Source organism: Bifidobacterium apis (assembly GCF_036986835.1).
Taxonomy (GTDB): domain Bacteria; phylum Actinomycetota; class Actinomycetes; order Actinomycetales; family Bifidobacteriaceae; genus Bombiscardovia; species Bombiscardovia apis_A.
Genome location: NZ_BTXD01000001.1, coordinates 40683 through 62510, shown reverse-complemented (window position 1 = coordinate 62510; position 21828 = coordinate 40683). Strand labels below are relative to the sequence as shown.

Annotated in this window: 15 protein-coding genes and 1 tRNA gene; 12 read left to right on the top strand and 4 right to left on the bottom strand. The window is 63.2% G+C overall.

Translation table 11 applies throughout. The features are described from left to right. The first annotated feature begins 22 nt into the window (after positions 1 to 22). Both AACP62_RS00225 and rlmB read left to right on the top strand, forming a co-directional pair. A complete protein-coding gene (locus tag AACP62_RS00225) occupies positions 23 to 775 on the top strand; it encodes a carboxymuconolactone decarboxylase family protein (protein WP_339345567.1) in 753 nt (250 codons plus the stop codon). Between the two features lie 92 nt (positions 776 to 867). After that, positions 868 to 1860: a 23S rRNA (guanosine(2251)-2'-O)-methyltransferase RlmB gene (gene rlmB, locus AACP62_RS00220; RefSeq protein WP_339345565.1), complete on the top strand. Its 993-nt coding sequence runs from the start codon at positions 868 to 870 to the stop codon at positions 1858 to 1860. Between the two features lie 104 nt (positions 1861 to 1964). Here the strand turns inward: rlmB and AACP62_RS00215 are convergent, their stop codons facing one another. The 3 genes from AACP62_RS00215 to AACP62_RS00205 form a co-directional block, all read right to left on the bottom strand. Beyond that, on the bottom strand, positions 1965 to 3614 hold the full coding sequence (locus AACP62_RS00215) for a DUF4032 domain-containing protein (RefSeq protein WP_425332890.1): 1650 nt from the start codon (positions 3612 to 3614) through the stop codon (positions 1965 to 1967). A gap of 171 nt (positions 3615 to 3785) precedes the next feature. Next, a complete protein-coding gene (locus AACP62_RS00210) occupies positions 3786 to 4913 on the bottom strand; it encodes an ABC transporter ATP-binding protein (protein WP_339345563.1) in 1128 nt (375 codons plus the stop codon). 202 nt (positions 4914 to 5115) lie between these two features. Further along, on the bottom strand, positions 5116 to 5514 hold the full coding sequence (locus AACP62_RS00205; RefSeq protein WP_339345562.1) for a carboxymuconolactone decarboxylase family protein: 399 nt from the start codon (positions 5512 to 5514) through the stop codon (positions 5116 to 5118). A 172-nt stretch (positions 5515 to 5686) separates the two neighbouring features. On the opposite strand from AACP62_RS00205, the gene AACP62_RS00200 reads away from it, so the two are divergent. From AACP62_RS00200 to AACP62_RS00170, 7 genes are all read left to right on the top strand, one after another. Further along, positions 5687 to 7675 carry a serine/threonine-protein kinase gene (locus tag AACP62_RS00200; protein ID WP_339345561.1) on the top strand — a complete coding sequence of 663 codons (1989 nt, stop codon included), beginning with the start codon at positions 5687 to 5689 and terminating at the stop codon, positions 7673 to 7675. A 61-nt stretch (positions 7676 to 7736) separates the two neighbouring features. Continuing rightward, positions 7737 to 8660, top strand: a complete 924-nt coding sequence (locus AACP62_RS00195; protein ID WP_339345558.1) for a DsbA family protein — start codon at positions 7737 to 7739, stop codon at positions 8658 to 8660. A gap of 109 nt (positions 8661 to 8769) precedes the next feature. Beyond that, a tRNA-Thr gene (locus AACP62_RS00190) sits at positions 8770 to 8843 on the top strand. A 403-nt stretch (positions 8844 to 9246) separates the two neighbouring features. Next, the gene (locus AACP62_RS00185) at positions 9247 to 10665 is read left to right on the top strand and encodes an aggregation-promoting factor C-terminal-like domain-containing protein (protein WP_339345556.1); all 1419 of its coding nucleotides are present in this window, start codon (positions 9247 to 9249) and stop codon (positions 10663 to 10665) included. A gap of 33 nt (positions 10666 to 10698) precedes the next feature. After that, positions 10699 to 11580, top strand: a complete 882-nt coding sequence (gene rsmA / locus AACP62_RS00180; protein WP_339345555.1) for a 16S rRNA (adenine(1518)-N(6)/adenine(1519)-N(6))-dimethyltransferase RsmA — start codon at positions 10699 to 10701, stop codon at positions 11578 to 11580. Beyond that, positions 11577 to 12497 carry a 4-(cytidine 5'-diphospho)-2-C-methyl-D-erythritol kinase gene (locus AACP62_RS00175; RefSeq protein WP_339345554.1) on the top strand — a complete coding sequence of 307 codons (921 nt, stop codon included), beginning with the start codon at positions 11577 to 11579 and terminating at the stop codon, positions 12495 to 12497. The genes rsmA and AACP62_RS00175 overlap by 4 nt, the downstream gene beginning before the upstream one ends. Positions 12498 to 12507: 10 nt before the next feature. Further along, positions 12508 to 13119 carry a LytR C-terminal domain-containing protein gene (locus AACP62_RS00170; RefSeq protein WP_339345553.1) on the top strand — a complete coding sequence of 204 codons (612 nt, stop codon included), beginning with the start codon at positions 12508 to 12510 and terminating at the stop codon, positions 13117 to 13119. Between the two features lie 95 nt (positions 13120 to 13214). On the opposite strand, the gene AACP62_RS00165 is transcribed toward AACP62_RS00170, so the two are convergent. Beyond that, positions 13215 to 14639 (bottom strand): CCA tRNA nucleotidyltransferase, encoded by a 1425-nt coding sequence (locus AACP62_RS00165; RefSeq protein WP_339345550.1) that lies wholly within the window; start codon positions 14637 to 14639, stop codon positions 13215 to 13217. Positions 14640 to 14720: 81 nt separating this feature from the next. On the opposite strand from AACP62_RS00165, the gene AACP62_RS00160 reads away from it, so the two are divergent. The 3 genes from AACP62_RS00160 to AACP62_RS00150 are packed head-to-tail and all read left to right on the top strand — an operon-like array spanning position 14721 to position 21792. Further along, positions 14721 to 15389, top strand: a complete 669-nt coding sequence (locus AACP62_RS00160; RefSeq protein WP_339345547.1) for an NUDIX hydrolase — start codon at positions 14721 to 14723, stop codon at positions 15387 to 15389. Beyond that, positions 15386 to 17590 carry a DUF6049 family protein gene (locus AACP62_RS00155; RefSeq protein WP_339345546.1) on the top strand — a complete coding sequence of 735 codons (2205 nt, stop codon included), beginning with the start codon at positions 15386 to 15388 and terminating at the stop codon, positions 17588 to 17590. The genes AACP62_RS00160 and AACP62_RS00155 overlap by 4 nt, the downstream gene beginning before the upstream one ends. After that, positions 17587 to 21792, top strand: a complete 4206-nt coding sequence (locus AACP62_RS00150) for a lipid II flippase MurJ (protein ID WP_339345543.1) — start codon at positions 17587 to 17589, stop codon at positions 21790 to 21792. The genes AACP62_RS00155 and AACP62_RS00150 overlap by 4 nt, the downstream gene beginning before the upstream one ends. Positions 21793 to 21828: the final 36 nt, after the last annotated feature.

Sequence of the window (21828 nt, the reverse complement as noted above, 5' to 3'; positions counted from 1 at the left end):
ATGATGGCAAGGAGACTAACCCATGGCAATCAAACAAACTGCGGGCCACGACCGGCTCGGTCGGTTCGCGCCACAATTCGCCCACCTGAACGACGACATGCTCTTCGGCCAGGTCTGGTCCCGCGAGGACGAACTTTCGGCTCGGGACCGCAGCATGATCACCTGCGCAGGCTTGATGAGCATGGGACTCTTCCCCCAGTTGAAGAGCCACATGGCCATGGCCAAGAGCAATGGCGTCACCCGCACAGAAATGGTGGCGCTGATCACCCACCTGGCCTTCTACGCAGGCTGGCCCAAGGCATGGTCGGCCTTCGACCTGGCCAAGGAGGTCTACGGTGAGAACCAGGACAGTGCTGCAATCCCATCCAAAGCCGGGACCGAGCCGGATTCAGGGCCCTACCCCTTGGGAGATTCGGCTGACGGCCCCAACTTCACCGGTCATGTCTGGCTGCATCGCCTGACCGATCCGGACGCGGAATGCTCGGCCAGCAATGTGACCTTCGCGCCCGGGTGCGTCAACCGTTGGCACACCCATCCGCATGGCCAGCTCCTAATTGTCACCGCCGGTCAGGGGTGGGAGCAGGAGGAGGGCCATCAGCCGCGCAGACTGGAACCCGGCGACGTAGTCTTTTGCCCGGCAGGCGTCAGACACTGGCATGGGGCCTCGGGCCGGGCATCCATGGCCCACATCGCCGTCACCCCTGCATCGAAGGGACAGTCCCCGGTCGAGTGGATGGAGTTCCCGGATTCTGATCAGGTGGCCGCTCTGGGATGACTCACACGGCCTGGTTACAGTGTGTCTTCGCCCTGTAGGCATTGAGGTCGACGGACATCTGACCGGTTCCCGCCTGCCTTTACACTGAAGACATGGCTAACAAGAAAGGCCCGACCAAGGGTTCGGGTGGCAAGCACCGCAACAAGCTGCGCGGCCGGGGGCCTACCCCCAAGGCAGAGGATCGCGTCTATCACAAGGCATACAAGGCCCGGCAGGCGGCCCAGCGCAGGCAGGCGGCCGATCCACGTCTGGCAGCCCGGCGCCGGGCCGACCGGTTCACCTCTGATTCCGACGACCTGGTCATCGGCCGCAACGCTGTCCTGGAAGCCCTGCGTGTAGGCGTCCCGGCCAGCCAGCTCTATCTGGCCGCCCGGATGGAACACGACGACAGGACCAGAGAAATCGTAAGGCTGGCAGGTCAGGAGGGACTCAACCTGCTGGAAGCCGACCGCCTGGAGATGAACCGCATCGCCCGGTCCAGCAACCACCAGGGCGTGGTCCTCAAGGTGCAGCCCTACCAGTACGCATCCCTGCAGAGCCTGGTCGATAGGGCCGAGAAGCACTCGGCTGCGCTGGAAGGGGCCGACCAGGCGACCAAGGTTGCCGCCCGCCCGCTGTTCATCGCCCTGGACGGGGTCACCGACCCGCAGAATCTGGGGGCAGTGATCCGTTCAGCAGCAGCCTTCGGGGCCTCTGGTGTAATTCTGCCCGAGCGACGCAGCGCCTCGGTCACAGCCGCAGCCTGGAAGGTCTCCGCCGGAGCCGCCGCCCATCTGCCTGTGGCCCGCGTGGTCAATCTGACCAAGGCCATCCAAGGGCTCAAGGAACGCGGTTACTACGCGGTTGGCCTGGACGGCGCAGGCAGCGCCATTGTGGGCGAGACAGGCTTCGAGACCGATCCGCTGGTGGTGGTCCTGGGCTCCGAAGGCAAGGGGCTGAGCCGCCTGGTCCGCGAGAACTGCGATGCCCTGGCCTCCATCCCCATCTCCAGCTCGGTGGAATCCCTGAACGCCTCGGTGGCGGCCGGCATCAGCCTCTACGCCGTAGCCATGGCACGCCGACGGTCCACCAGCCAAGCCAAATAATCCACCAGGCAAACACCGACAATCCGGAGACGGGCATGCCAAGCGGCAACAGCCTGCCTGCAGCAGCCAGCAAACAGCAGACCATTGCCGCACAAGCCAATCAATCAGCTGGAAGCCCAGACCGCGTCGTCCTGATCGTCCTGGTCGGCAGCAGCATCCAGACTGCCGGGGGCGTAGACCGACCTCAGCGAACTTCGGCCTCCATTCGCGTCCTCGAAGGCTGGCTGTGACTGCACCTCTTCGCTAGCCCGGTCACGGTTCGTCCGGGTGTCTGCTCCGGTCTGGCCTTCAGCATTAGTCTGGTCAGCCACCCCATCATGGCCATCTGCGTCCTTGTCGGCCTGATCTCTGGTGACTTGCTCACCCTGACCGGCCTGGGCATGGGCGCCCTGCCAATTCATCTCGTCGTCGACCACCCCGGCATCGGCCTCTTCGTTGATGGTCTTCATGTCCTCGGAGTCCAGCCGGTACTCGGGCAGGGACTCACTGATGTAGCTCTGCACGGCCTCGGCCATGGGCACATCGTGACCGGCCTTCTCGGCCATCAGCCAGCGGTGGGTCAGCACCTCATGGAAGAACTGGGCCGGTTCGATCTGCGAACGGTACTCCGGCGGAATCATACGCACAGTAGGCTCGAAGACCTCACGCATCCAGTCGGTGGCCACAATCTCCAGGTCCTCACCCTGCCGCCAGGTGGATGCCCGATAGGCGTCCAGATCGTTGAGCAGCCGCCGGGCCTGGTTCTCCTGCACATCCAGACCGGTCAGCCGCAGCAACTTGCGGGAGGCGTAGCCGGCATCGACCACCCTTGGGCGCACCAGCACCCGGTTGCCGTCCTCCTCGGTCTTCATCTCCAGCTCGTCCACGTCGAATCCCAGTTCGTTGAGCCTGTTGACGCGGCGCTCGATTTTCCACATCTCATCCGGGTCGAAGCTGTCCACGTCCGTCAGGGCGCTCCAGAGGGAGTGATAGCGGTCCACCAGCCGGTTGCCTACACCGACCTCGTCCACCTCACCGGCCAGCAGGTTGCCGGAATCCAGATCCATGAGCTCGCCGATGATGTTGGTCCTGGCCAAGTCGATGTCGTACTCGCGCTGTCCATCGGTCAGGCTGGGGTGCAGATCGCCGGTCTCGGCATCGACCAGGAAAGCCGAGAAGGCGTCGGCATCACGCAGGAAGAGCACGTTGGAAAGCGAGACATCGCCCCAGTAGAAGCCGGCCAGATGGAGCCGTACCAGAAGAACCGCAAGGGCATCGATTAGACGTTCAGCCGTGTCCGGGCGCAGATTGCGGGCGAAGAGGGCACGGTAGGGCAGCGAGAACTTCAGGTGCTGGGTGACCAGCATGGCCTCAAGAGGCTCGCCCTCGCGAGTGTGTCGACCGGTGACCACAGCGATGGGGTTGACCGTGGGCAGCTCCAGTTTTTGCAGCTTGCGCAGGAGTTCGTACTCCCGCTCAGCCACCCTCTGGGTGATCTCCTTCATGGCGTAGACATCGTCGCCCACGTGGACGAAGCGCACCACGTGCCGGGAGATGCCTCTGGGCAGGTTGGCCAGCAGATCCCGGGGCCAGGTAGCCAGCGGCCGCTCCCAGGGCAGGGTGAACATCCTGGGGTTGGAGCTGGTGGCCGTGATATGCAGGGCAGCCGGTTCCTGCTCGGAGGAGGGATCGGCCGTGGTCTTTATCGAGGTGGCTTTCAGGGCACGGGGGTCCAGAGAGGAGGCCGTCGCCCGGTTGATGTTCACGCTAGTCATGCTTCATCCATCCCATCGCCGCCCATCCTATACGGGAAGAGCCCCGCACGGATGCGCCGCGCGGGGCTCCTGGTCACCCGGTCAACAAGGAAAGGAGATGATATCAATGATCGATACGGGCCCTGCGGCTCGGCGGGAAACCGTGGCCGAACCACAGGGTCACAGGAATGCTCAGTTCAGCCGCAGCTCGCTGGCCGGGGAGAACAGGTGCATCTTGTCAGGATCGATGTGGATCTTGACCACGTCGCCCACCTTGGGCAGGTCGCGCGGGTTGACACGGATGGTGGTCAGCTTGTTCTGGTCGGACATGACGATGGCCTGCTCAGCCGCGCTGTTGTCGGTCAGAATGTTGCCGTAGATATAGCCGTCGGAGCCCAGATCCTCCACGTTGGCCACTTTCAGGGAGAAGGCATCCGGATCGGAGGCACTGGCCAGAGAGGCATTCTCGGGACGGAAGCCCACGACAATCTTGCCCTGGTCCTCGGGGGTCAGCTTGTCGACGGCCTCGCGCGGCAGGCTGATGGTGTCCTCACCGATCTTGGCCTGGCCGTTGACCACGGGGTGAATGTTGATGTTCATGGAAGGCGAGCCGATGAAGCCGGCCACGAAGACGTTCTCCGGCCGATCGTAAAGCTCGGTAGGCGCACCCACCTGCTGCAGGACGCCCAGCTTGATGACGGCAATCCTGTCACCCATGGTCAGAGCCTCGGTCTGATCGTGGGTCACGTACAGGGTGGTGACGTTCAGCTGGCGCTGCAGAGCGGCGATCTGTGTACGGGTCTGGACACGCAGCTTGGCGTCCAGGTTGGACAGAGGCTCATCCATCAGGAAGACCTTGGGCTGACGCACAATAGCGCGGCCCATGGCCACACGCTGACGCTGACCACCGGACAGAGCCTTGGGCTTGCGGTCCAGGTATTCAGTCAGATCCAGCACCTCAGCGGCCTTCTCCACCCGCTGGCGAATCTGATCCTTGGGGGTGCCGGCGATCTTCAGGGCGAAGCCCATGTTGTCGGCCACTGTCATGTGGGGGTAAAGAGCGTAGTTCTGGAAGACCATGGCGATGTCGCGGTCCTTGGGCTGCATGGTCGTCACGTCCTTGTCACCAATCATGATGCGGCCCTTGTTGACCTCCTCCAGGCCGGCCAACATGCGCAGGGTGGTGGACTTTCCGCAGCCGGAAGGCCCTACCAGAACAAGGAATTCACCGTCTTTGATGTCCAGACTGAGGTCACTGACCGAGGGCTCATCGTTGCCCGGGTAGATACGAGTGACGTGGTCGAATACCACTTCTGCCATTGTTCATCCTTTCATCGGCAGGTACGTGCCGAACGATCCGTAGTGAAGGGTTGATTTTCACTGTGGTTTCCGTCCCGGGGTCAACACCGACATCGGCATGGCCATGCGACGGTTTTCTGTTTTGTGGTTAAGAGAAACTCTCCCTTGAGCCAGTGCCCACTATACACCAAGGCCTGAATTCGACGTGTTCACCGTCGTCGACTCAATCCTCGTGCTTGTCGGAATCTTCAGAATCGCGCTCAAAGACCGTCCTGGCCACGTTGATCGCGTTGATGACCCTGGGGAATCCCACGTAGGGAGCACATTGGAGTATGGCTTCGACCACGGCCTGCTTGCTCAGCCCCACATTCAGGGCTCCCTGGATGTGAACGGCCAGCTGTGGAGCCGTGTCTCCCTGCGTCACCAGACTGCCTATGGTGACCAACTCGCGCTGCTGAAGATCGAGTCCTTTCCGGGTGTATATGTCGCCAAAGGCGAATTCGACAATCCAACGGCCAAGGTCCGGCGCTATGTCCTGAAGGGAGTCGATGACAGCCTGGCCTCCCTTGCCATCGATGGCGGCCAAGGCCTCGGATCCCTTTTCAAAGCGCGAAGCTTCCATGGAAGCCCCTTCTTTCTGTTGTTTTGTATGTTTCCCCGCCGAGAATATTGTATCAACGCCTGTTTACGCATTATGTCGTCAGCAGTCGAGCCATTCGCGGCAATCTCGGACGCGGCGAAACAGCAGGGACCGCAATCAGGTGCTTTTCAACCAGTCGGGGCACAATGGAGATATGAGCGATCTTGAGGGTTTGGACCTGAGGCCGGGACGGCTGGTCGGGGGCTACACCCTGATCGAGCCCCTGGGCGGCGGCGCCATGGGGTCCGTTTGGCGCGCACGGGATGGCGGTGGCCAGGACTACGCCATGAAGATTCTGCGGGAATCCCTGGAGGAGGACCAGGTCTCGCCAGACAGCCCCGATGTACAGGAACGCGCCTCGGCCCGCGAGCGCCTGCGACGCGAGGCTCTGGCCCTGCAACGGATTCGCCATCCAGGTGTCTGCAGGATTGTGGATATGGAACTTGATGATGCCCTGGCCTTCATCGTGACCGAGCTGATTGAGGGGCGCAACCTTCGCGACGACGTGGCTGTCAACGGCCCCTATCGTGGCGACGACCTGGAGCGGCTGGCACGCAAACTGACCGATGCCGTCGCAGCCGTCCACCAGGCGGGCATCGTCCACCGAGACATCAAGCCCACCAATGTCATGATCTCGGTCTCGGGGCCGGTACTGGTGGACTTTGGCATCGCCATGGGCCAGGGGCAGAGCCACGTGACCAGGACCGGGCTGGTCATGGGGACCCCCGGCTTCATCGCCCCGGAGATCATCGACGGAGCCGAGGCCGACCAGAAAACCGACTGGTGGAGCACTGCCGCCGTTCTGGCCTATGCTGCCACCGGGCGGGCGGTCTTCGGCGACAAACCCATGATGGCGGTCCTGGAGCGGGAGGCCTCAGGCAATGCCGACCTGTCCGGGCTGCCCGTCGGCACCATGAGAGCCCTGCGCTCGGCCCTCTCCCCCGACCGAGGCGCGCGTTGCACACCCCAGGAGCTCCTGGAGGCCATCAGCCGGGATGCCATGGATCCGCAGGCCTGGCAAGGGGAGCAAGACGACAAGGGCAGTCAGGAGACGATGCGCCCTTTTGGCGGCGGCTCTTCGGAGGCTGAGGGGCAGGCCGACTCGCCCACCATGGTCGTTGAGCCGGCCACCATGCCCATGCCGCCTATTACGCAGGCTGATCCGAATAGTCCGCGGACGGCCTGGTCACAACCTCCGACAGATAACGGAGCCGATGAGCAGACGACCCTCCTGCCCGACTCGGAACAGCCCACCAGCCTCTTGAATCCCCTGCCTGCAGACCAGGAGCAGCAGGAGCAGACACAGGCCTGGCAGGACCAACAACCCTTAGCAGATCGCCAAGATCTTCAAGCCACCACCGTTCAGGATCCGCTGCCCCCGGCACAACCTCTGCCCAGCGGATACCGCAACGAGGCGAACGCCCACTGGCTGGGAGACCAGCCCCCCGCCCAGATGCGACGTCTGCGCTACCTCAAGGCCGGAACCCCCTGCCTGGTCATGTTGGGAATCCTTCCCGCCCTGCTGACAGCTCTGGCCCCGGTCTCGGCACTGGTCTCCGCCGGAATCCTCCTCTGGGCCCTGAGCACCGCAGGATGGAGCATAAAAGCCCAGATCGAACGGGAGCTGCGCCGCGAAGGCCCTCGACGGAGCACCGACCGTCTGTTGAACGCAGCTGCCTTCCCCTGGCACCTGCTTAAGGGCCTGGCAGCCGCCCTACTCCGCCTGCCGGGCATGATCCTCGTCCAAGCCTTGGTTGCTCTGCCACTGACCTGGGCGGGCGCCCTCACCACCGTTCGCGCAGGCCTGACCTTGGGCGAGCACCTGCTGACCGTCCCCCTGCCAGCGGCCAGACCCCTGTCCGCCGGCGGACTGGCCATGGCCCTGGCGACGCTGGCGGGCTGGCTGTTGACAACACTGCCCATGCAGGACCGCTCAGCCCCCAAGGCCAACAGCGGCAACATGGTCCTGCGTCTGGCGGCGGGTCGCATCCTCATGGGCCGTCAGGTTCCCGAGGCGGCGAGCAGCCCCCACCGCAGGTGGATCCTGCTCCTGATCTGGCTACTGATTGTGGCGGTCCTCCTGGCTGGGCTGATTGCCCAGCCCTCCATGGACTGGGCCCCCATCCACCTCCTGCGCGCCTGAGGCCGCGCTCCACCCCTGGCGGCTACACTATGCTCAGTACGCCAAGGAAAGGATCCAGGTCATGTCCAAGGGCAAGCAGAACCGCAAGGCCGCGCTCAAGGCCCAGGAAGAGGCCCGGCGGCTCCAGGAGGCCAAGGAGCGCCGCCAGCAGACCATGATCGGCGTTATCGTCACCGTGGTGCTCATCGCTCTGATCGCTCTGGGCGGATTCCTCTACTGGCGCAGCCATCGCCCGGTCAAGACCCAGGACCTGGAGCAAGCCCGCCAGGCCGTCGCAAAGGTCAAGGAAAAGCCCTCAGCCGCCAATGACCAGGGCGGCTTCCTGATCAGCTCCCAGGGGCTTAACAAGCCGGTGGCCAAGGCTCCGACCGTGGAGATCTATATGGACTTCATGTGCCCAGGCTGTGGCGCCCTGCATCGGGGGCTGGACTCCACCCTGACCGGTCTGGTGGATGCCGGGCAGATCAACCTGGTCATCTACCCCATGAGCTTCATGGACCGGCTCTCCACCGACAACTACTCGAGCAGGACGGGCACGGCCGCCATTTACGTGGCCCAGCACGATCCCGACCACCTGCTGCCCTTCATCGCCAATCTCTACGCCAAGGACTTCCAACCGGACGAGTCCGACTACCACCCCATCAGCAACGACAAGATCCGCCAGCAGGCCATCAAGGCCGGGGTTGATCCCAAGGTTGCCGAGCAGGCGGTCAAGGGCCACTACCGGGACTGGATCAAGGCCATGGACACCTACACCCCTCTGCGCAAGGAGCTCTGGAATCCCTCCGGGTCCAACAAGGGGCAGATGACCACGCCCACGGTCCGCATCAATGGCAATTACTGGGAGCTGGGCAACCTGTCCCAGGCGGGCTTGGACTACCGCACGGGCCTGCTCAAGGCTCTGGGCCTGGACCAGTCCAAGGTGGGCGTCAAGGGCGCCATGCCGGCCATCGGTGCATCCGGCCAACCGCGCTCACTGAACTGAACCAGGCAGGTCGAGAGAAATTTCGCGTCCAGCGTCCCCTTGGGGGACGGTGATGGTACGATATCATTCCGTACCGCGGCCCGGAATGCTGTAATGGACCACCGGGACCGCCTCCTTAGCTCAGTTGGCCAGAGCAGCCGCCTTGTAAGCGGCAGGTCGTCAGTTCGACTCTGACAGGAGGCTCTACGCCAGGAACGAACTATTAAATTCGACTATTCAGCTTTGTCTCCGGGCAGGCTATAATAATGGACATTACCTGGATAATTACAAATACTTCCCTCGAGTAAGTCATTTCGGAGGCTCGTTCTCCGAAGTACGAACGGAGCTTTTCCCCAACCATCTCCGTTCGTATTCGAGGACGGGATCATTCCCCTTCATTCCCGTCCTCTTGACGTTGATCCGCCGGCCCAGGGCCCGGGTCTTGAAAAGCCGACTGACCGATGACGGTTAAGTCGGCTTTTTTATTGCCATCCCTCTGCGACAAATGTGGATATTTGCCCGACCTTGCGGATTGTGCGGCCTCAGTCCATGCCCTCACCGCTAGAATTGCCGGGTACAGACAAGGCAGGAACGGGGAGGCGAGCACATGGCCAGACGCTGGACACCGCGGCGTTTCGTCGTGCTCAGAAGGATTCGCGTGGTCTCTTGCGCCCTCCTGGTCGTTCTGGCCATGGTCCTGACTTTCTTCATTTCCGCACGCAAAAGCGTGGCATTGAGCGTCAACGGGCAGACCAAAATGGTGACCACCTATGCCTATAGCGTGGACGGTCTGCTGCGCGAGCAGGGAATCAAGGTCAAGACCCACGACCTGGTCGATTCCACCTCCGGAGGCCAGCTGCGCAACCATGCGGCTGTCACTGTGCGCTCCGCCTATCAGACCACCATCGTCATCCAGGGCCAGCGGGTGCCCTTCTGGACCACAGCCACCAGCATGGACCAGCTGCTGGGATTCTTCGAGGAGAACCGCAAGCAGGCCATGAAGGTCACCGTGGATGTGGGCAATGTCTATAACCAGCTGACCGGCGGCCTGGTCATCAACCAGGCAGGACCGGTCACTGTCATAGCTGACGGGAAGACCTCGGTGGCCCCTGACGGCAAGCTCCCAGCCGCATCCATACTGGACTCCAAGGGCATCGTGCTGGGCAAGGAGGACCGGGTCAGCGTGGAGCATGACCAGGGCACCACCGTGCTGCGGGTCCAACGGGTCACCCACGGAAACACTCAAAAAACAATCCCCATACCCTTCGCCACGAGGACCGTGGTCGATCCGAGCCTGGCGCCCGGTCAGACCCAGGTGCGACAGGCGGGCGTAGCCGGTCAACGACTGCAGACCATACAGGTCACCTACGTGGACGGACAGGCCGAATCGGAGCAGGTGATCAAGGAAGAGACCGTAGCCATGCCAGTGGATCAGGTGGTGGCCGTCGGTCCCGACAAGCCGAAGGAGGAACAGAACAGCGGGCAGCAGTCCAAGGACACAGACAAGGATTCCCAACAGGCCCAGAAGACGCCATCTCCGAGCCCCTCGCCCAGCAAGGATTCGCAGTCGGCAACGACACCGGCCCCTACGCCAACACAGACCAAGCCTCCGCAGACAACCAAGCCGGAACAACCAAGCACACCGGCTCCAACTCAGCCCGAGAACAAACCAGCCCCGTCGCCAGCGCCGAGCCCATCTCGTGACGGTCTTTGGCATGCGGAACCTGGTGTAGCCCAGGTCTACGCCGGGGGCGCCGCCGCCCAGCGCGGATGGACGGGTTCGCAATTCAATGACCTAGTGACGCTCTGGAACAAGGAGTCAAGCTGGCTCTGGTATGCTCAGAACCCCAGTTCACCTGCTTACGGCATTCCCCAGTCTAACCCTGGCTCCAAGATGGCGCTATTCGGAGCCAATTGGCGTGACGATGCTGCTGTCCAGATTGATTGGGGCCTCTACTACATCGCACAGCGGTACGGCAGTCCTAGTGCGGCCATGAGCTACTGGAACGTACATCATAACTACTAATCCCCAACCACACCCGCCGAGCAGCAAACCGACATGAACACTAAAACCGAGAGCGACCGCCTCCTGGGAGCAACCGACATCCGGCGCATCGCCGACCAAATCGGCATCCACCCCACCAAACGACTGGGGCAGAACTTCGTCATCGATCCAGGGACTGTCCGCAGAATCGTCCGTCTGGCCGGGGTGGAATCTGGACAGACCGTTCTGGAAGTGGGTCCTGGTCTGGGATCCCTGACTCTCGGTTTGTTGGAGGCGGGCTGCCTGGTGACCGCCGACGAGATCGATCCCGTCCTGGCCCAGCAGCTGCCGCAAACCGTCCGTGAGCGCATGCCGGAGAGCCTGGAACGGCTGACCGTGATCAACCGGGATGCCCTGACCCTGACCCCTCAGCTGGCAGGCGACGCGAGCAAGACCACCGACCTGGTCATGGTGGCCAACCTGCCCTACAACGTAGCCACTCCGATCATTCTGACCCTCCTGGCTCGATTCGCCAATCTGAGCCGATTTCTGGTCATGGTCCAGAAGGAGGTGGCGGACCGGCTGACGGCCGCCCCCGGATCCAAGGTCTACGGCGCCCCCAGTCTGAAGCTTGCCTGGTACGGCCATGCCGCCCAGGCTGGCAGAATCGGGCGCCATGTCTTCTGGCCAGCCCCCAACGTGGACTCGGCCCTGGTCTCCTTCACCCGGGACAAGGATGGACGCGGACGCGGGGATGAAGGGACGAGAACCGAGGTCTTCTCCCTGATCGATGCCGCCTTCGGACAGCGCCGCAAGACCCTGCATGCCGCCCTGAAGGGTCTGGTGAACGCCGAAGCCTTCCAGGCTGCAGGCATTGACCCTGTACGCCGGGGGGAAACCATGACCATCGAGGAGTTCGTCGACCTGGAGCAAGCCCGCCGCGAGGTGACCGCGTGAGTCCGGCAACCGGGAGGGGTGGCATTGCTCTCTACTGTCCCGCCAAGATCAATCTGAGACTCCGCGTCGGCCCGACCCGAGCCGACCTTGGAGGTCAACACCGCCTGGACACCATTTACAGCGCCGTGGGAATCTGGGATCGGGTGGAACTGCGCCAGAGAGAACCTGGCAGTGGCTTCCGCTTGACCCTGGAGGGCGAGCACCTGGGCGACCTGAACCGCCGGGATGCCGATCCATGCGCCAACCTGGCCGTCAAGGCCCTCCTGGCCATGGCCCAGGCCGCCGGACATCAGCCTGATGTGTCCATCCACATCGTCAAGCGGATACCGGTGGGCGCCGGACTGGCCGGCGGATCCGCGGATGCCGCCGGAACCATGCTGGGCCTGAACCGGCTTTGGAATCTAGGGATGCCTGCCGCCGAACTGGATCGCATCGCTGCCGGTCTGGGCGCGGACCTGCCCTTCTGCCTGCATGGAGGGCTCAGCAGAGGGACAGGTTTCGGCCAGATTCTGGAACCCCTGGATCCGGATGGCCCACAGGCCCAGCGGCTATCACGAGCTGGGCTGACCGGGCACCTCCTTATCGGGGCCTACGATGACCAGCTGAGCACAGCCCAGGTCTACAAGGCCTTCGACCTGATCGGACCCGATCCCCACGACCTGAACGACCTGCAGGAGACCGCCTGCACCCTGCACCCGCGCTCGCGCAAGGCCCTGGACCTTGCCCGGCGGGCAGGCATCGGACCGGCCTTCGTCTCTGGGTCGGGCCCCTCGGTGGTGGTCATGACCCCTCGACCCGAGCAGGCAATCGCACTGAAAAGGCTTTGGCGGGAGCAGAATGCAGTGGACAGGATCATCGAGGCTGACTCGCCAGTCCTGCCCAGGATGGTCCCACTGCGAGTCACCCATGAACAGTAGAGTAGGCAACATGACGAATCCCGAACCACTCGACGAACGCGAGGCCCGCAGGCAGTTCGTGCGACGGCGCCAGAAAATGGTCTTCACCATAGTCGTCAGCGCCCTGGTTGCCATCCTGATCATCTGCGGACTGATCATCTTCGGGTCCATCGGGCATACCGCCAAACACGCCAGCATCGCCAAACCCAACTACGGGGTCGCCGTGCCCTGCCCGCCTGAGAATGCCAAGCTGGTCAACCACCCAGATATCCGCGTGCGGGTGCTCAACGGAACCAATAAGTCCGGTCTGGCCACTGCCCTGGCCTCGGCCCTGCGCAATCGAGGATTCAACATGCAGGATGTGGCGGACTATCCGGGCAAGACCGAGACAGCCCGCACCGAGGTACGTTTCGGGGCTTCGGCCATTGACCGTGGCTACACAGTGGGGTCCCAATTCAACGATGCGGTTCTGATCATGGACGATCGCAACGACGATCTGATCGACGTGGTCATAGGGGCCACCTTTACTGATCTGGACGACGAGGACAGCAACTCCGTCGTAGGCCGCAAGATCGAAGCCATCAAGGGCTGCCAGACCGACCCCTCCTCCATGAAGAACCTGCCCAAGGCTCCCAAGGCCTGATGCTGCCGGTCCGGCGTACTGCCGGACTCAACATCACGTCACCACAATATCCGCAGTCTCCTGACCAAGGGGGCCCGGAAAGGTTTTACTTAGGGTCAGGCTTGGTCGGCGCCCTCTCTTTGCCACCAGTCCCTCAGCTCCTGCTCTGCTGTCTGCTGGTCGACCGGGCCCTGATCCAGGCGATAGTCCAGCATGTGCCGATAGGCGCGTCCCACCTGCGGCCCGGGTTTGAGGCCCAGAATCTGCATGATCTGTCGTCCGTCCAGGTCAGGTCGGATGGCATTCAGATCCTCCTGCTGACGCAGTTGAGCCACCCTGTCCTCCAGCTCGTCCATGGCGGAAGAGAAAACCTGAGCCTTTCGCTTGTTGCGGGTGGTCGCATCGGCACGAGTCAGACGATTGAGCCGCTCATAAAGCGGACCGGTCTCTCGGGCATAACGGCGGACAGCCGCATCGGTCCACCGCTCGTCCACATAGCCGTGGAAACGCAGGTGCATGGAAATCAGATCGCAGACGTCGGCGATCAGGTGGTGGTCGAAGCGCAGGGCCTTGAGGCGCTTGCGGGCCAACCGGGCTCCAACCACATCGTGATGATGGAAGCTGACCTTGCCGCCGGGCTCAAAGCGTCTGGTGGCGGGCTTGCCGATGTCGTGCAGCAGGGCGGCCAGGCGCAGGGTCAGGTCCGGGGCGGGCACAGGTCCGTCAGGTCCGGTCTCCAGGGCGATGGCCCGGTCCACCACCATAAGGGTGTGCTCGAAAACGTCCTTGTGCCGGTGATGCTCGTCTATCTCCAGCTGCAGAGCCGGCACCTCGGGCAAAACGATGTCAGCCAGGCCGGACTGCACCAGGGCCTCGATGCCCTGGACGGGGTGGTCAGCCAGCATGAGCTTGGTCAGCTCGTCGCGAATCCGCTCAGCCGAGACGATGCTGATTCGATCGGTCATGCGGGTGATGGCCTCTGCGGTCTCCGGGGCAATGGTGAATCCCAGCTGGGCCACGAACCGCACAGCCCGCATCATCCGCAGGGGATCGTCGTCGAAGGACTGGCGGGGATCCACCGGGGTCCGCAGCACCCGCTTGGCCAGGTCGTTGGCCCCCCGGTAAGGGTCCACGAAGACCAGGTCGGGCACCCGCAAGGCCATGGCATTGACGGTGAAGTCGCGCCGAGAAAGATCGCCCTCAAGGCTGTCCCCATAGTCCACCTCGGGCTTGCGGGAGTCGGGATCATAAGTGTCTCGCCGGTAGGTGGTCACCTCCACCTTGACCTCGGTTCCGTCAGGATGCCGCCGAAGCGCACCCAGGGTGCCGAATTTGCGCCCCATGTCCCAGAAGCCCGACCCCCAGTGACGCAGGATGGGCTCGAACTGCTCAGGTCTGGCCGAGGTGCAGAAGTCCAGGTCGTGAGAGGGCCGGTGCAGGAGCAGATCGCGTACAGGACCCCCTACCAACGCCAGTTCATATCCATGCTCGGCGAAGAGGCGCCCGAGCTCGATGGCCTCCGGCCAGACTTGGAAATCCACGCTCACCCTTTCCTACGGAGTTGATGCGCCTACTAGCATACCGTTACCCCACCTGCACATTACCTTACGTAGAGTTGGAGTATGATTACGCCCGCGGACATGGCGCGCATGCTTGCGCATAGCGCCGACTCTGCGGACACTCATGCCCGTGGCCAGAAGGGGCGCGGCCACCTGGTGGAGACTGTAAGCGAACGTCTGGATCCGCAGATCCGCGAGCGCATTCAGACCGAGGATGACGCTCCCACACCTGCCCTCATGCCCCGGCACAAGCACGCCTCAGGGCCTTCAACCTTTGCCTCCCTGGATGCCCAGGAGCTGCCAGTGGTGCGCGAATATTCGGCAGGTGGGCTGATTTTCGACCGGCATGACCGGGTGGCCATCATAGCCCGGCACTCCCGCTCGGGTCACCTGGAATGGTGCCTGCCCAAGGGACATATCGAGAAGGGGGAAACACCCGAGCAAACGGCGGTGCGCGAAGTCCACGAAGAGACGGGGATACTGGGTAGGGTGACCGACTCCATCGCCACCATCGACTACTGGTTCACCGGGACCAACCAACGGGTCCACAAGCTGGTCCACCACTTCGTCCTGCGTATGATCGGAGGATCCCTGAGCGTGGAAGGCGACCCCGACCATGAGGCCGAAGATGCCATCTGGGTGGACTTCTCCGATCTGACCTCGGTGCTCAGTTACCCCAATGAGCGTAAAATAGCCTGGCTCTACGCGAGGAAGTACAAAAAACAGCTATGATCCAGACCCCCCTGCGCCCGAGCGGGCGCACCAGCCAGCGCACTCATGCCTTCAACCGGTGGACCCGAATCCTGCTGGCGATCGTCCTTCTGGCCGCGCTGGCGATGACTCCCTGGCATCCGGCACCAGCCCTGGCTGCCACCAATCATCAGAGCTCAGCCGAGGTGGCCCTGCGCTGGTCGACGCCAGTGGTGACCGACCAGTCCGGCTACGCCCTGCGTGCTGCGGTGACCAACACAGCGAACCAACCCATGCAGAATGCCCATCTGAGCGTATCCACCAGCGCCCTTTACTCCTTCAGCTCCCGGGCCGACATGCAGACCTGGTCCGAAGGCCACGCCCGCATCCCCACCCCGGACGTGCTGGGTACGCAGACCGTACCGACGATCCCGGCCGGGCAGAGCACCGAGGTCGCGGTCAACGTGCCGGCTGATCAAGACGCAATCAAGAAGATGACCAGCTGGGGGCCCAAACCCGTCCGACTCTCCTTGAGCGACGATCAGGGTCGGATCCTAGGCGATGTGTTCACCTTTCTTACGCGGACCTGGGATGGCCTGCCCACCGCAGGCACCCCCGCCCTGTCCCTGACCATGGTCCTGCCACTGACCTCCTCGGACTGGAACATTGACGACAAGGCCATGACAGCGCTGATGACCCAGTCCAGTGCCGAATCCGAGTCAGGCTCGGGCAACGATAAAAACCGGAGTGTGACACTGACCCGCCAGGGGACCCGCCGCCAGGAGGACCAGAGCCAGCTGCTGTCCAAACATGGGTCCCTGCAAGCCATGGGCGACCCGGTCTACCTGTCCGCTTTCGCCAACCGTCCCCAGATACAAGGGCTGATTCAGCCAGCGGACTTTGACATCACCGGGTATGCGCCCCAGAGTCAGGACCGCTATACCCAGGCTGGTGTCACCCCGGAGGCCTGGAGTGCCCAGACCGCGGCCAAGCTCTATGGGGACGCAGCGCCTGGCGCGTACGCCTGGCAGGGCAAACAGGAGTGGACCATGGAATCCATCGCTGCGGCCCGCCGTGCCGGCTATCAGACGGTCATTGCCCCCCAGGGCTTCGAGGTCGGCGCCGGCACCTCCGCCCACACCGGCAAGTACACCATCGAAACCAAGGCCGGAAAGGTGACCGTCCTGTCGGCCCAGCGCGAGCTCAGCAACCTGGCCAGGGGCCACCCCAGCTCCACACGTGCCACCGGTGAGCAGACTCAGGCCGGGCAGACGGCCCGCTTCATAGCCCAGAGCGCCTTCTACCAGATGGAGCAGCCCTACGCTGAACGCTCCCTCCTGGTCTGCTTCGACGCCGATCAGGACACCCAACAAGCGGACCGGATCATGACTGAGCTGGAGCGTGCCCCATGGATCAGCCTTAAGTCCATGGACGACCTGATGCAGGCGCCTGACTTCACCGGCGGTTCGTCGGGTCTGCTCAAGGCCCTGGAGCTGGGCAGCGCCAAGAGCACCGCCAAACATGGCAACGGTTCGACGGGCACCCTGGATTCCCTGATCGCCAGCCGGGCTGACATCGACCGGTTCGCCACCTCCATCCTGGCTGACGACAAGCAGAATTCCCAACCCACTGCCAGTGCCACGGCGGGCAAGACAGACAGCCAGGCCCTGGCCCGCCAGGATGCCGACACCACCGCCCGCCAGCCCAAGGATCCGCATCAGTGGCTGAACCAGCTGACCTCCGCCCACGACGACCTGGCTCTGAAGTCCTTAGGCGGAACCGCAGCTGCCTCTGGTCTGGCCGATCAGGCCGAGGCCATATCCCACCGGCTCCTGGACGGCATCAGCATCACGCCCAGCGAGTCTCTGAACGTCGTCAGTGAGACGGCCTCCATGCCCGTCACCGTCAGCAACAGCCACCCCTACCCTGTCCACGCCCGCATCAGCGCCCGAACCGATTCCATGGAGATCGTCACCTCGCGTATGGCGGAGGCGGTCATTCCCGCCCGCTCCGAGGCCCAGGTGACCTTCAAGGTCAGGGTGGCGGCAGCCGGTAGAGCCAATGTGGACATCGGCCTGCTGGACAGCCAGGGCCGTCCATTCGGCCAAGTACGTCGGGCCCAGATCACCAGCAATCTGCGACTGAGCGACATGAGTGGCATGCTCATCATTGTCATCGCCGTGCTCCTGGGACTTCTGGGGCTCTGGCGGCAGTTCCACCGTACGAAGGACCCGGACGAATGAGTTCCGTAGGGCGCAATTCCGCCATCATGGCCACGGGCACCGCGGCCTCACGCGTGACCGGGCAGATCCGCACCATCCTGCTGGCAGCCGCCATAGGCACCACCGGTATCGCGGCCGACGCCTACCAGACCGGCGCCATGATCCCTCAGGTCATGTTCACCCTGATCTCGGGCGGCATCTTCAACGCCGTCCTGGTCCCGCAGATCGTGCGCACCCTCAAGGAACGGGACGCAGCAGACCGGCTGAACAAGCTGATCACGGTCGCCATGGTCCTTCTGGCCCTGCTGACCCTGCTGCTGATGCTGGGCACCCCGGTGCTGACCACCATCTATCTGAACTCCAAGTGGAACCCGGCACAGCGGGCCCTGGCCAATTCCTTTACCCTCTGGTGCATGCCCCAGGTCTTCTTCTATGGGCTCTACACAGTCCTAGGGCAGATCCTGGCCGCCAAGGGCCGGTTCACCGCATACGCCTGGAGTTCGGTGGGCGCCAACGTCATCAGCTGTCTGGGCTTCCTGGCCTTCATCTTCCTGTTCGGCAACGCACGCAATCAACCGGTCGGCTTCTGGGACAACGGCAAGGTGGCCCTGACCGCCGGGGCCTGGACCCTGGGAGTGGCCTTCCAAGCGCTCGTCCTCTTCATTCCCCTGATCATGAGCGGCTTCCGCTATCGTCCTCGCTGGGGCCTGCGCGGAATCGGCCTGCGATCCATGGGCTCGGTGGCGGCCTGGAGCATGTGCGTGGTCATCATCAACCAGCTGGCCAACGTGGTCAATGCCCGCATCAACAACGGCGCCCCCCTGGAGGGCAACCCGTTTGACATCGCCGGCAACGGCTCCTATCAGAACGCCTACACCATCTTCATCCTGCCCTACTCGCTGGTGGCCGTCTCGGTCAGCACGGCCCTCTTCCCCAAGTTGTCCAAGGCGGTTTCGGACGGCCGCATCGGGGATGCCCGCAATGATCTGAGCCAGGCCCTGCGCAATGTGGGACTGGTCATGTTCTTCTTCGCCGCAGTCCTGCTGGCGATTCCAGTGCCCATCACCCGAGCCCTGCTGCCCTCGGTAAGCGTCCATGAGTCTGTCCTTATCTCAGGACCGCTGATAACCCTGTCCCTTGGGCTGGTTCCCACGAGCGCCTTCCTGCTCATTCAGCGCACCTTCTACGCCTTTGAGGATGGCCGGCATCCTTTCATCTTCGCTGCCGTCTCCAACACCATTCAGGTAGCCTTGGTTCTGGTATCCATACGCCTGTTGCCTCCCCGTTACTGGGCGGCCATGGTAGGGCTGAGCCTGTCTCTGAGCAGCCTCCTCAGCTTCCCTGTCCTGGCTCACATGCTGCGCAGCCCCTTCCAGGGGAATCTGGACGAGCGGCGGATTCTTATCACCTACGCCAAGGCTTTCCTGGCTGCGGGATTGGCCCTGGCAGCCGCCCTGACGGTCAAAACCCCGGTGACCCACCTGGTCGGCGCCTGGATTCAGGGCAGGCAGGGTCACATGAGCTGGGTGCAGGCGCTCTTTATCTGCGTGGTCATCACCCTGCTGACGGCGGTCATCTATATCGTGACCCTGGTAGCCCTGCGCACTGAGGAATTCATCCAGCTGCTGATCAATCTGGCCCGTCGGTTGGGCAGGACAGCCCGGCACCCTGTCCGCAGCCTGGACGCACTGCAGGAGCGACCCTCCCGGCTGGCCGACCGCTCGGTCAGGGTGGTGCACTCCTCCTCCCCCGACTCAGCTCTGCCCGGCATGGACGCAGCACTGGAGAACTTCGAGGAGGCCCGCGATTCCGACGCTGATGGAGAATCCGCGATAGCTGGACCCCCGCCGGCCCCTCCGACCCCGCAACCCGTTAGGATTGTACCTAGGAACAGCAAGGTCCACCACGGTGTCGCCGACTACAGGCGACGCCCCACTTCTGATGAGAGCTCGGCAACCATGAACGCGCATATCGGAGACACCATCCTCGGCAGATACACCCTGGTCACCCTGCTCCGCCGTGCGAACGGTCTGAGCGCCTGGCGGGCCAAGGACAAGGTCCTGGACAGGGACTGCCAGCTCTTCATCGCCGGGGATTCAACTTGTATGGACCGGATCAACGTCAATGCCTCCAGCCTGGCGCTGAGCAAGGATCGCCGCTTCACCCCGGTCTACCAGCTGCACACTCGTGACAAGGTCTCTCTGATCGTCACCGCCCCCGATGCCGGCATGTCCCTAAGGGACTACATGCACGGACCCGCCGGGGGAACGCTCAGCGAACGGGCCATCGGCACCATCATGGGCGAGGTCACCGAAGCCATGCGCACCCTGCATGCCGCAGGCATGGTCGACTATGCGGTCTCCACGAGCACCATCAGGCTGGCCCCGGCCTCGATCACCCTGGCCGATGCACCCATATCGCCCATGCTTGAGCACCCATCGGCCTCAACTGAGACGGGACTGACGGACGAGGAGTATGCCATACGCGAGCTGGCAGGCGTGCTCTATGCCATGCTGACGCGCCGACCCGACCAGGACGGACGGCAGCCCAGTCTGCAGGCACTGCCCAAGCAGACCCCGGAAGAGTTCAAAATCATCTGCATGCGTGGGCTGGGCCTGGCGAATGAGCAGGGAGCCGTGCCGGTTCCACTGGTCACTTTGGCGGAGCTCTCGGCCCTGCTCAGCCCCTGGGTCCCGCCCGAGGAACTGACCGACAGCGATCTGATCTGGCCCGAGCTGGACGGCCGCGCCTCCATCGAGTCCGTGGCCCTGCGTCCAGTGGACCCCAAGAACGTACTCCCGCTTCCCGCGGGACTGACCTCCTCGGCCCTGCCTGCCGCGCAGACCGTATCCCACCATGAGCCGCACTGGAAGACCAACCAATTGCTCTTCCCTGGCCGCAGCGAAATCGAAATGCTCAATCCAGAGGATACGGATACCGACCTCTTCTCGCTCTTCGACGAGCGCCAGCGGCTACGCTCGCTGAACAGCTCCTCCCGCAAGACCGCAGCCATGGATGTGAGCGCACTCAGGGCTACAGCGATCAGACCCGTAGCCGTGAACGAGGAAGAGTCCAAGGCTGTGACCGGACGGATGCCGACCGTCAAAGACGATCAGCGTAAACCGTCCGAGGCTCTCAGCGGCAACGGTGTTACTGCCAACAATCCTGTGGAGCGAGGCTTCTCCCAGTGGGACTTCCACAAAACCAACAGCGGCCAGGCCAAGGCAACCTCCGGCCTGAGCACCTCACAAGACGGCAGAGGTTCACATACGCGTCAAACAGGCGCTGCGGCCGCCGAACCTCTTGTCGGAGGCAGTGGAGAACCTGCAGCCCGGAGTGGACGCCTCTCTTCCGCCACTGCTTCTGACAAGACCAAAGCACCTGCCAAGGCCCCTGCCCAGGCAGCCCGAATCTCCAAGAACCATGATTTCGATGAGGAGGAACAGGAGACCACGGTCATGGAGCCGCTGCCCCCCAGCTTCACGCCTGAAATCCACTCCATGCCCGTTCCGGTGACTTACTCGGTTCTTCCCGACGATGAGCAGGATAAGGATCTGGACGATGAGGCCGATATGGCTGACACCCGTCTGTTCGGCCGCTTCACAACTCGCTCGGTGGTCATCGCCATAGCGGCCGTAATCGTTGTGGTGGCGCTGGTCTGGGCCCTCTCGACCATTACCGGATCCCGATCCAAGGTCGGTAAAAGTGAGGGCGGCTGGCCGGTCATGTCTAACGTGCCCTTCCCCGGCAAGACCAATGAGAACGAGGAAGCATCTCCCTCCAGCGATGGCAATGATCAGGCTCAGGCTGGCGCCGATGCTGATGCAGACAAGGTCAGCCACGCTGACAAGGAGGCCGGTAAGGTTCCCGATCCGCCCAAGCCCAAGAACACCACGGCCTATCAGACGAGTCGCCAGCGCTTCCTCAACAAGCCTGCCGGCCTGCAGGGCTATGGGTGGTATATGCACCTGACCCAACCGCAAGAGGTCTCCCGCCTGACCATCGTCGCGCCTCAGAGCGGCGGCCATGCCCAGGTCTATGCGAATTCCACGGCGGCTCAACCCAACCAAGGACAGCCGCTGGCGGACTTCAGCTTCGATGCCTCGGGCACCACCCAGGTCACCCTGCGCGAGCCGGTGACGACTCAGGACCTGGTCATCTGGGTGCCCATGGACGGCATGCCGGGAAACAGCCTGCGCTTTACTTCCGTCCAGGCCTTCTGAACATGACTGTGGGTCGACGGCAACAAAGGCGGATCA

Bases quoted from the DNA above. Each gene is read 5' to 3' on its own strand.
- AACP62_RS00155 (WP_339345546.1), top strand. From the start codon at position 15,386: ATGATCCAGACCCCCCTGCGCCCGAGCGGGCGCACCAGCCAGCGCACT.
- AACP62_RS00210 (WP_339345563.1), bottom strand. From the start codon at position 4,913: ATGGCAGAAGTGGTATTCGACCACGTCACTCGTATCTACCCGGGCAAC.
- rlmB (WP_339345565.1), top strand. From the start codon at position 868: ATGGCTAACAAGAAAGGCCCGACCAAGGGTTCGGGTGGCAAGCACCGC.
- AACP62_RS00215 (WP_425332890.1), bottom strand. From the start codon at position 3,614: ATGACTAGCGTGAACATCAACCGGGCGACGGCCTCCTCTCTGGACCCC.
- AACP62_RS00170 (WP_339345553.1), top strand. From the start codon at position 12,508: ATGACGAATCCCGAACCACTCGACGAACGCGAGGCCCGCAGGCAGTTC.
- rsmA (WP_339345555.1), top strand. From the start codon at position 10,699: ATGAACACTAAAACCGAGAGCGACCGCCTCCTGGGAGCAACCGACATC.
- AACP62_RS00205 (WP_339345562.1), bottom strand. From the start codon at position 5,514: ATGGAAGCTTCGCGCTTTGAAAAGGGATCCGAGGCCTTGGCCGCCATC.
- AACP62_RS00160 (WP_339345547.1), top strand. From the start codon at position 14,721: ATGATTACGCCCGCGGACATGGCGCGCATGCTTGCGCATAGCGCCGAC.
- AACP62_RS00195 (WP_339345558.1), top strand. From the start codon at position 7,737: ATGTCCAAGGGCAAGCAGAACCGCAAGGCCGCGCTCAAGGCCCAGGAA.
- AACP62_RS00225 (WP_339345567.1), top strand. From the start codon at position 23: ATGGCAATCAAACAAACTGCGGGCCACGACCGGCTCGGTCGGTTCGCG.
- AACP62_RS00150 (WP_339345543.1), top strand. From the start codon at position 17,587: ATGAGTTCCGTAGGGCGCAATTCCGCCATCATGGCCACGGGCACCGCG.
- AACP62_RS00185 (WP_339345556.1), top strand. From the start codon at position 9,247: ATGGCCAGACGCTGGACACCGCGGCGTTTCGTCGTGCTCAGAAGGATT.
- AACP62_RS00200 (WP_339345561.1), top strand. From the start codon at position 5,687: ATGAGCGATCTTGAGGGTTTGGACCTGAGGCCGGGACGGCTGGTCGGG.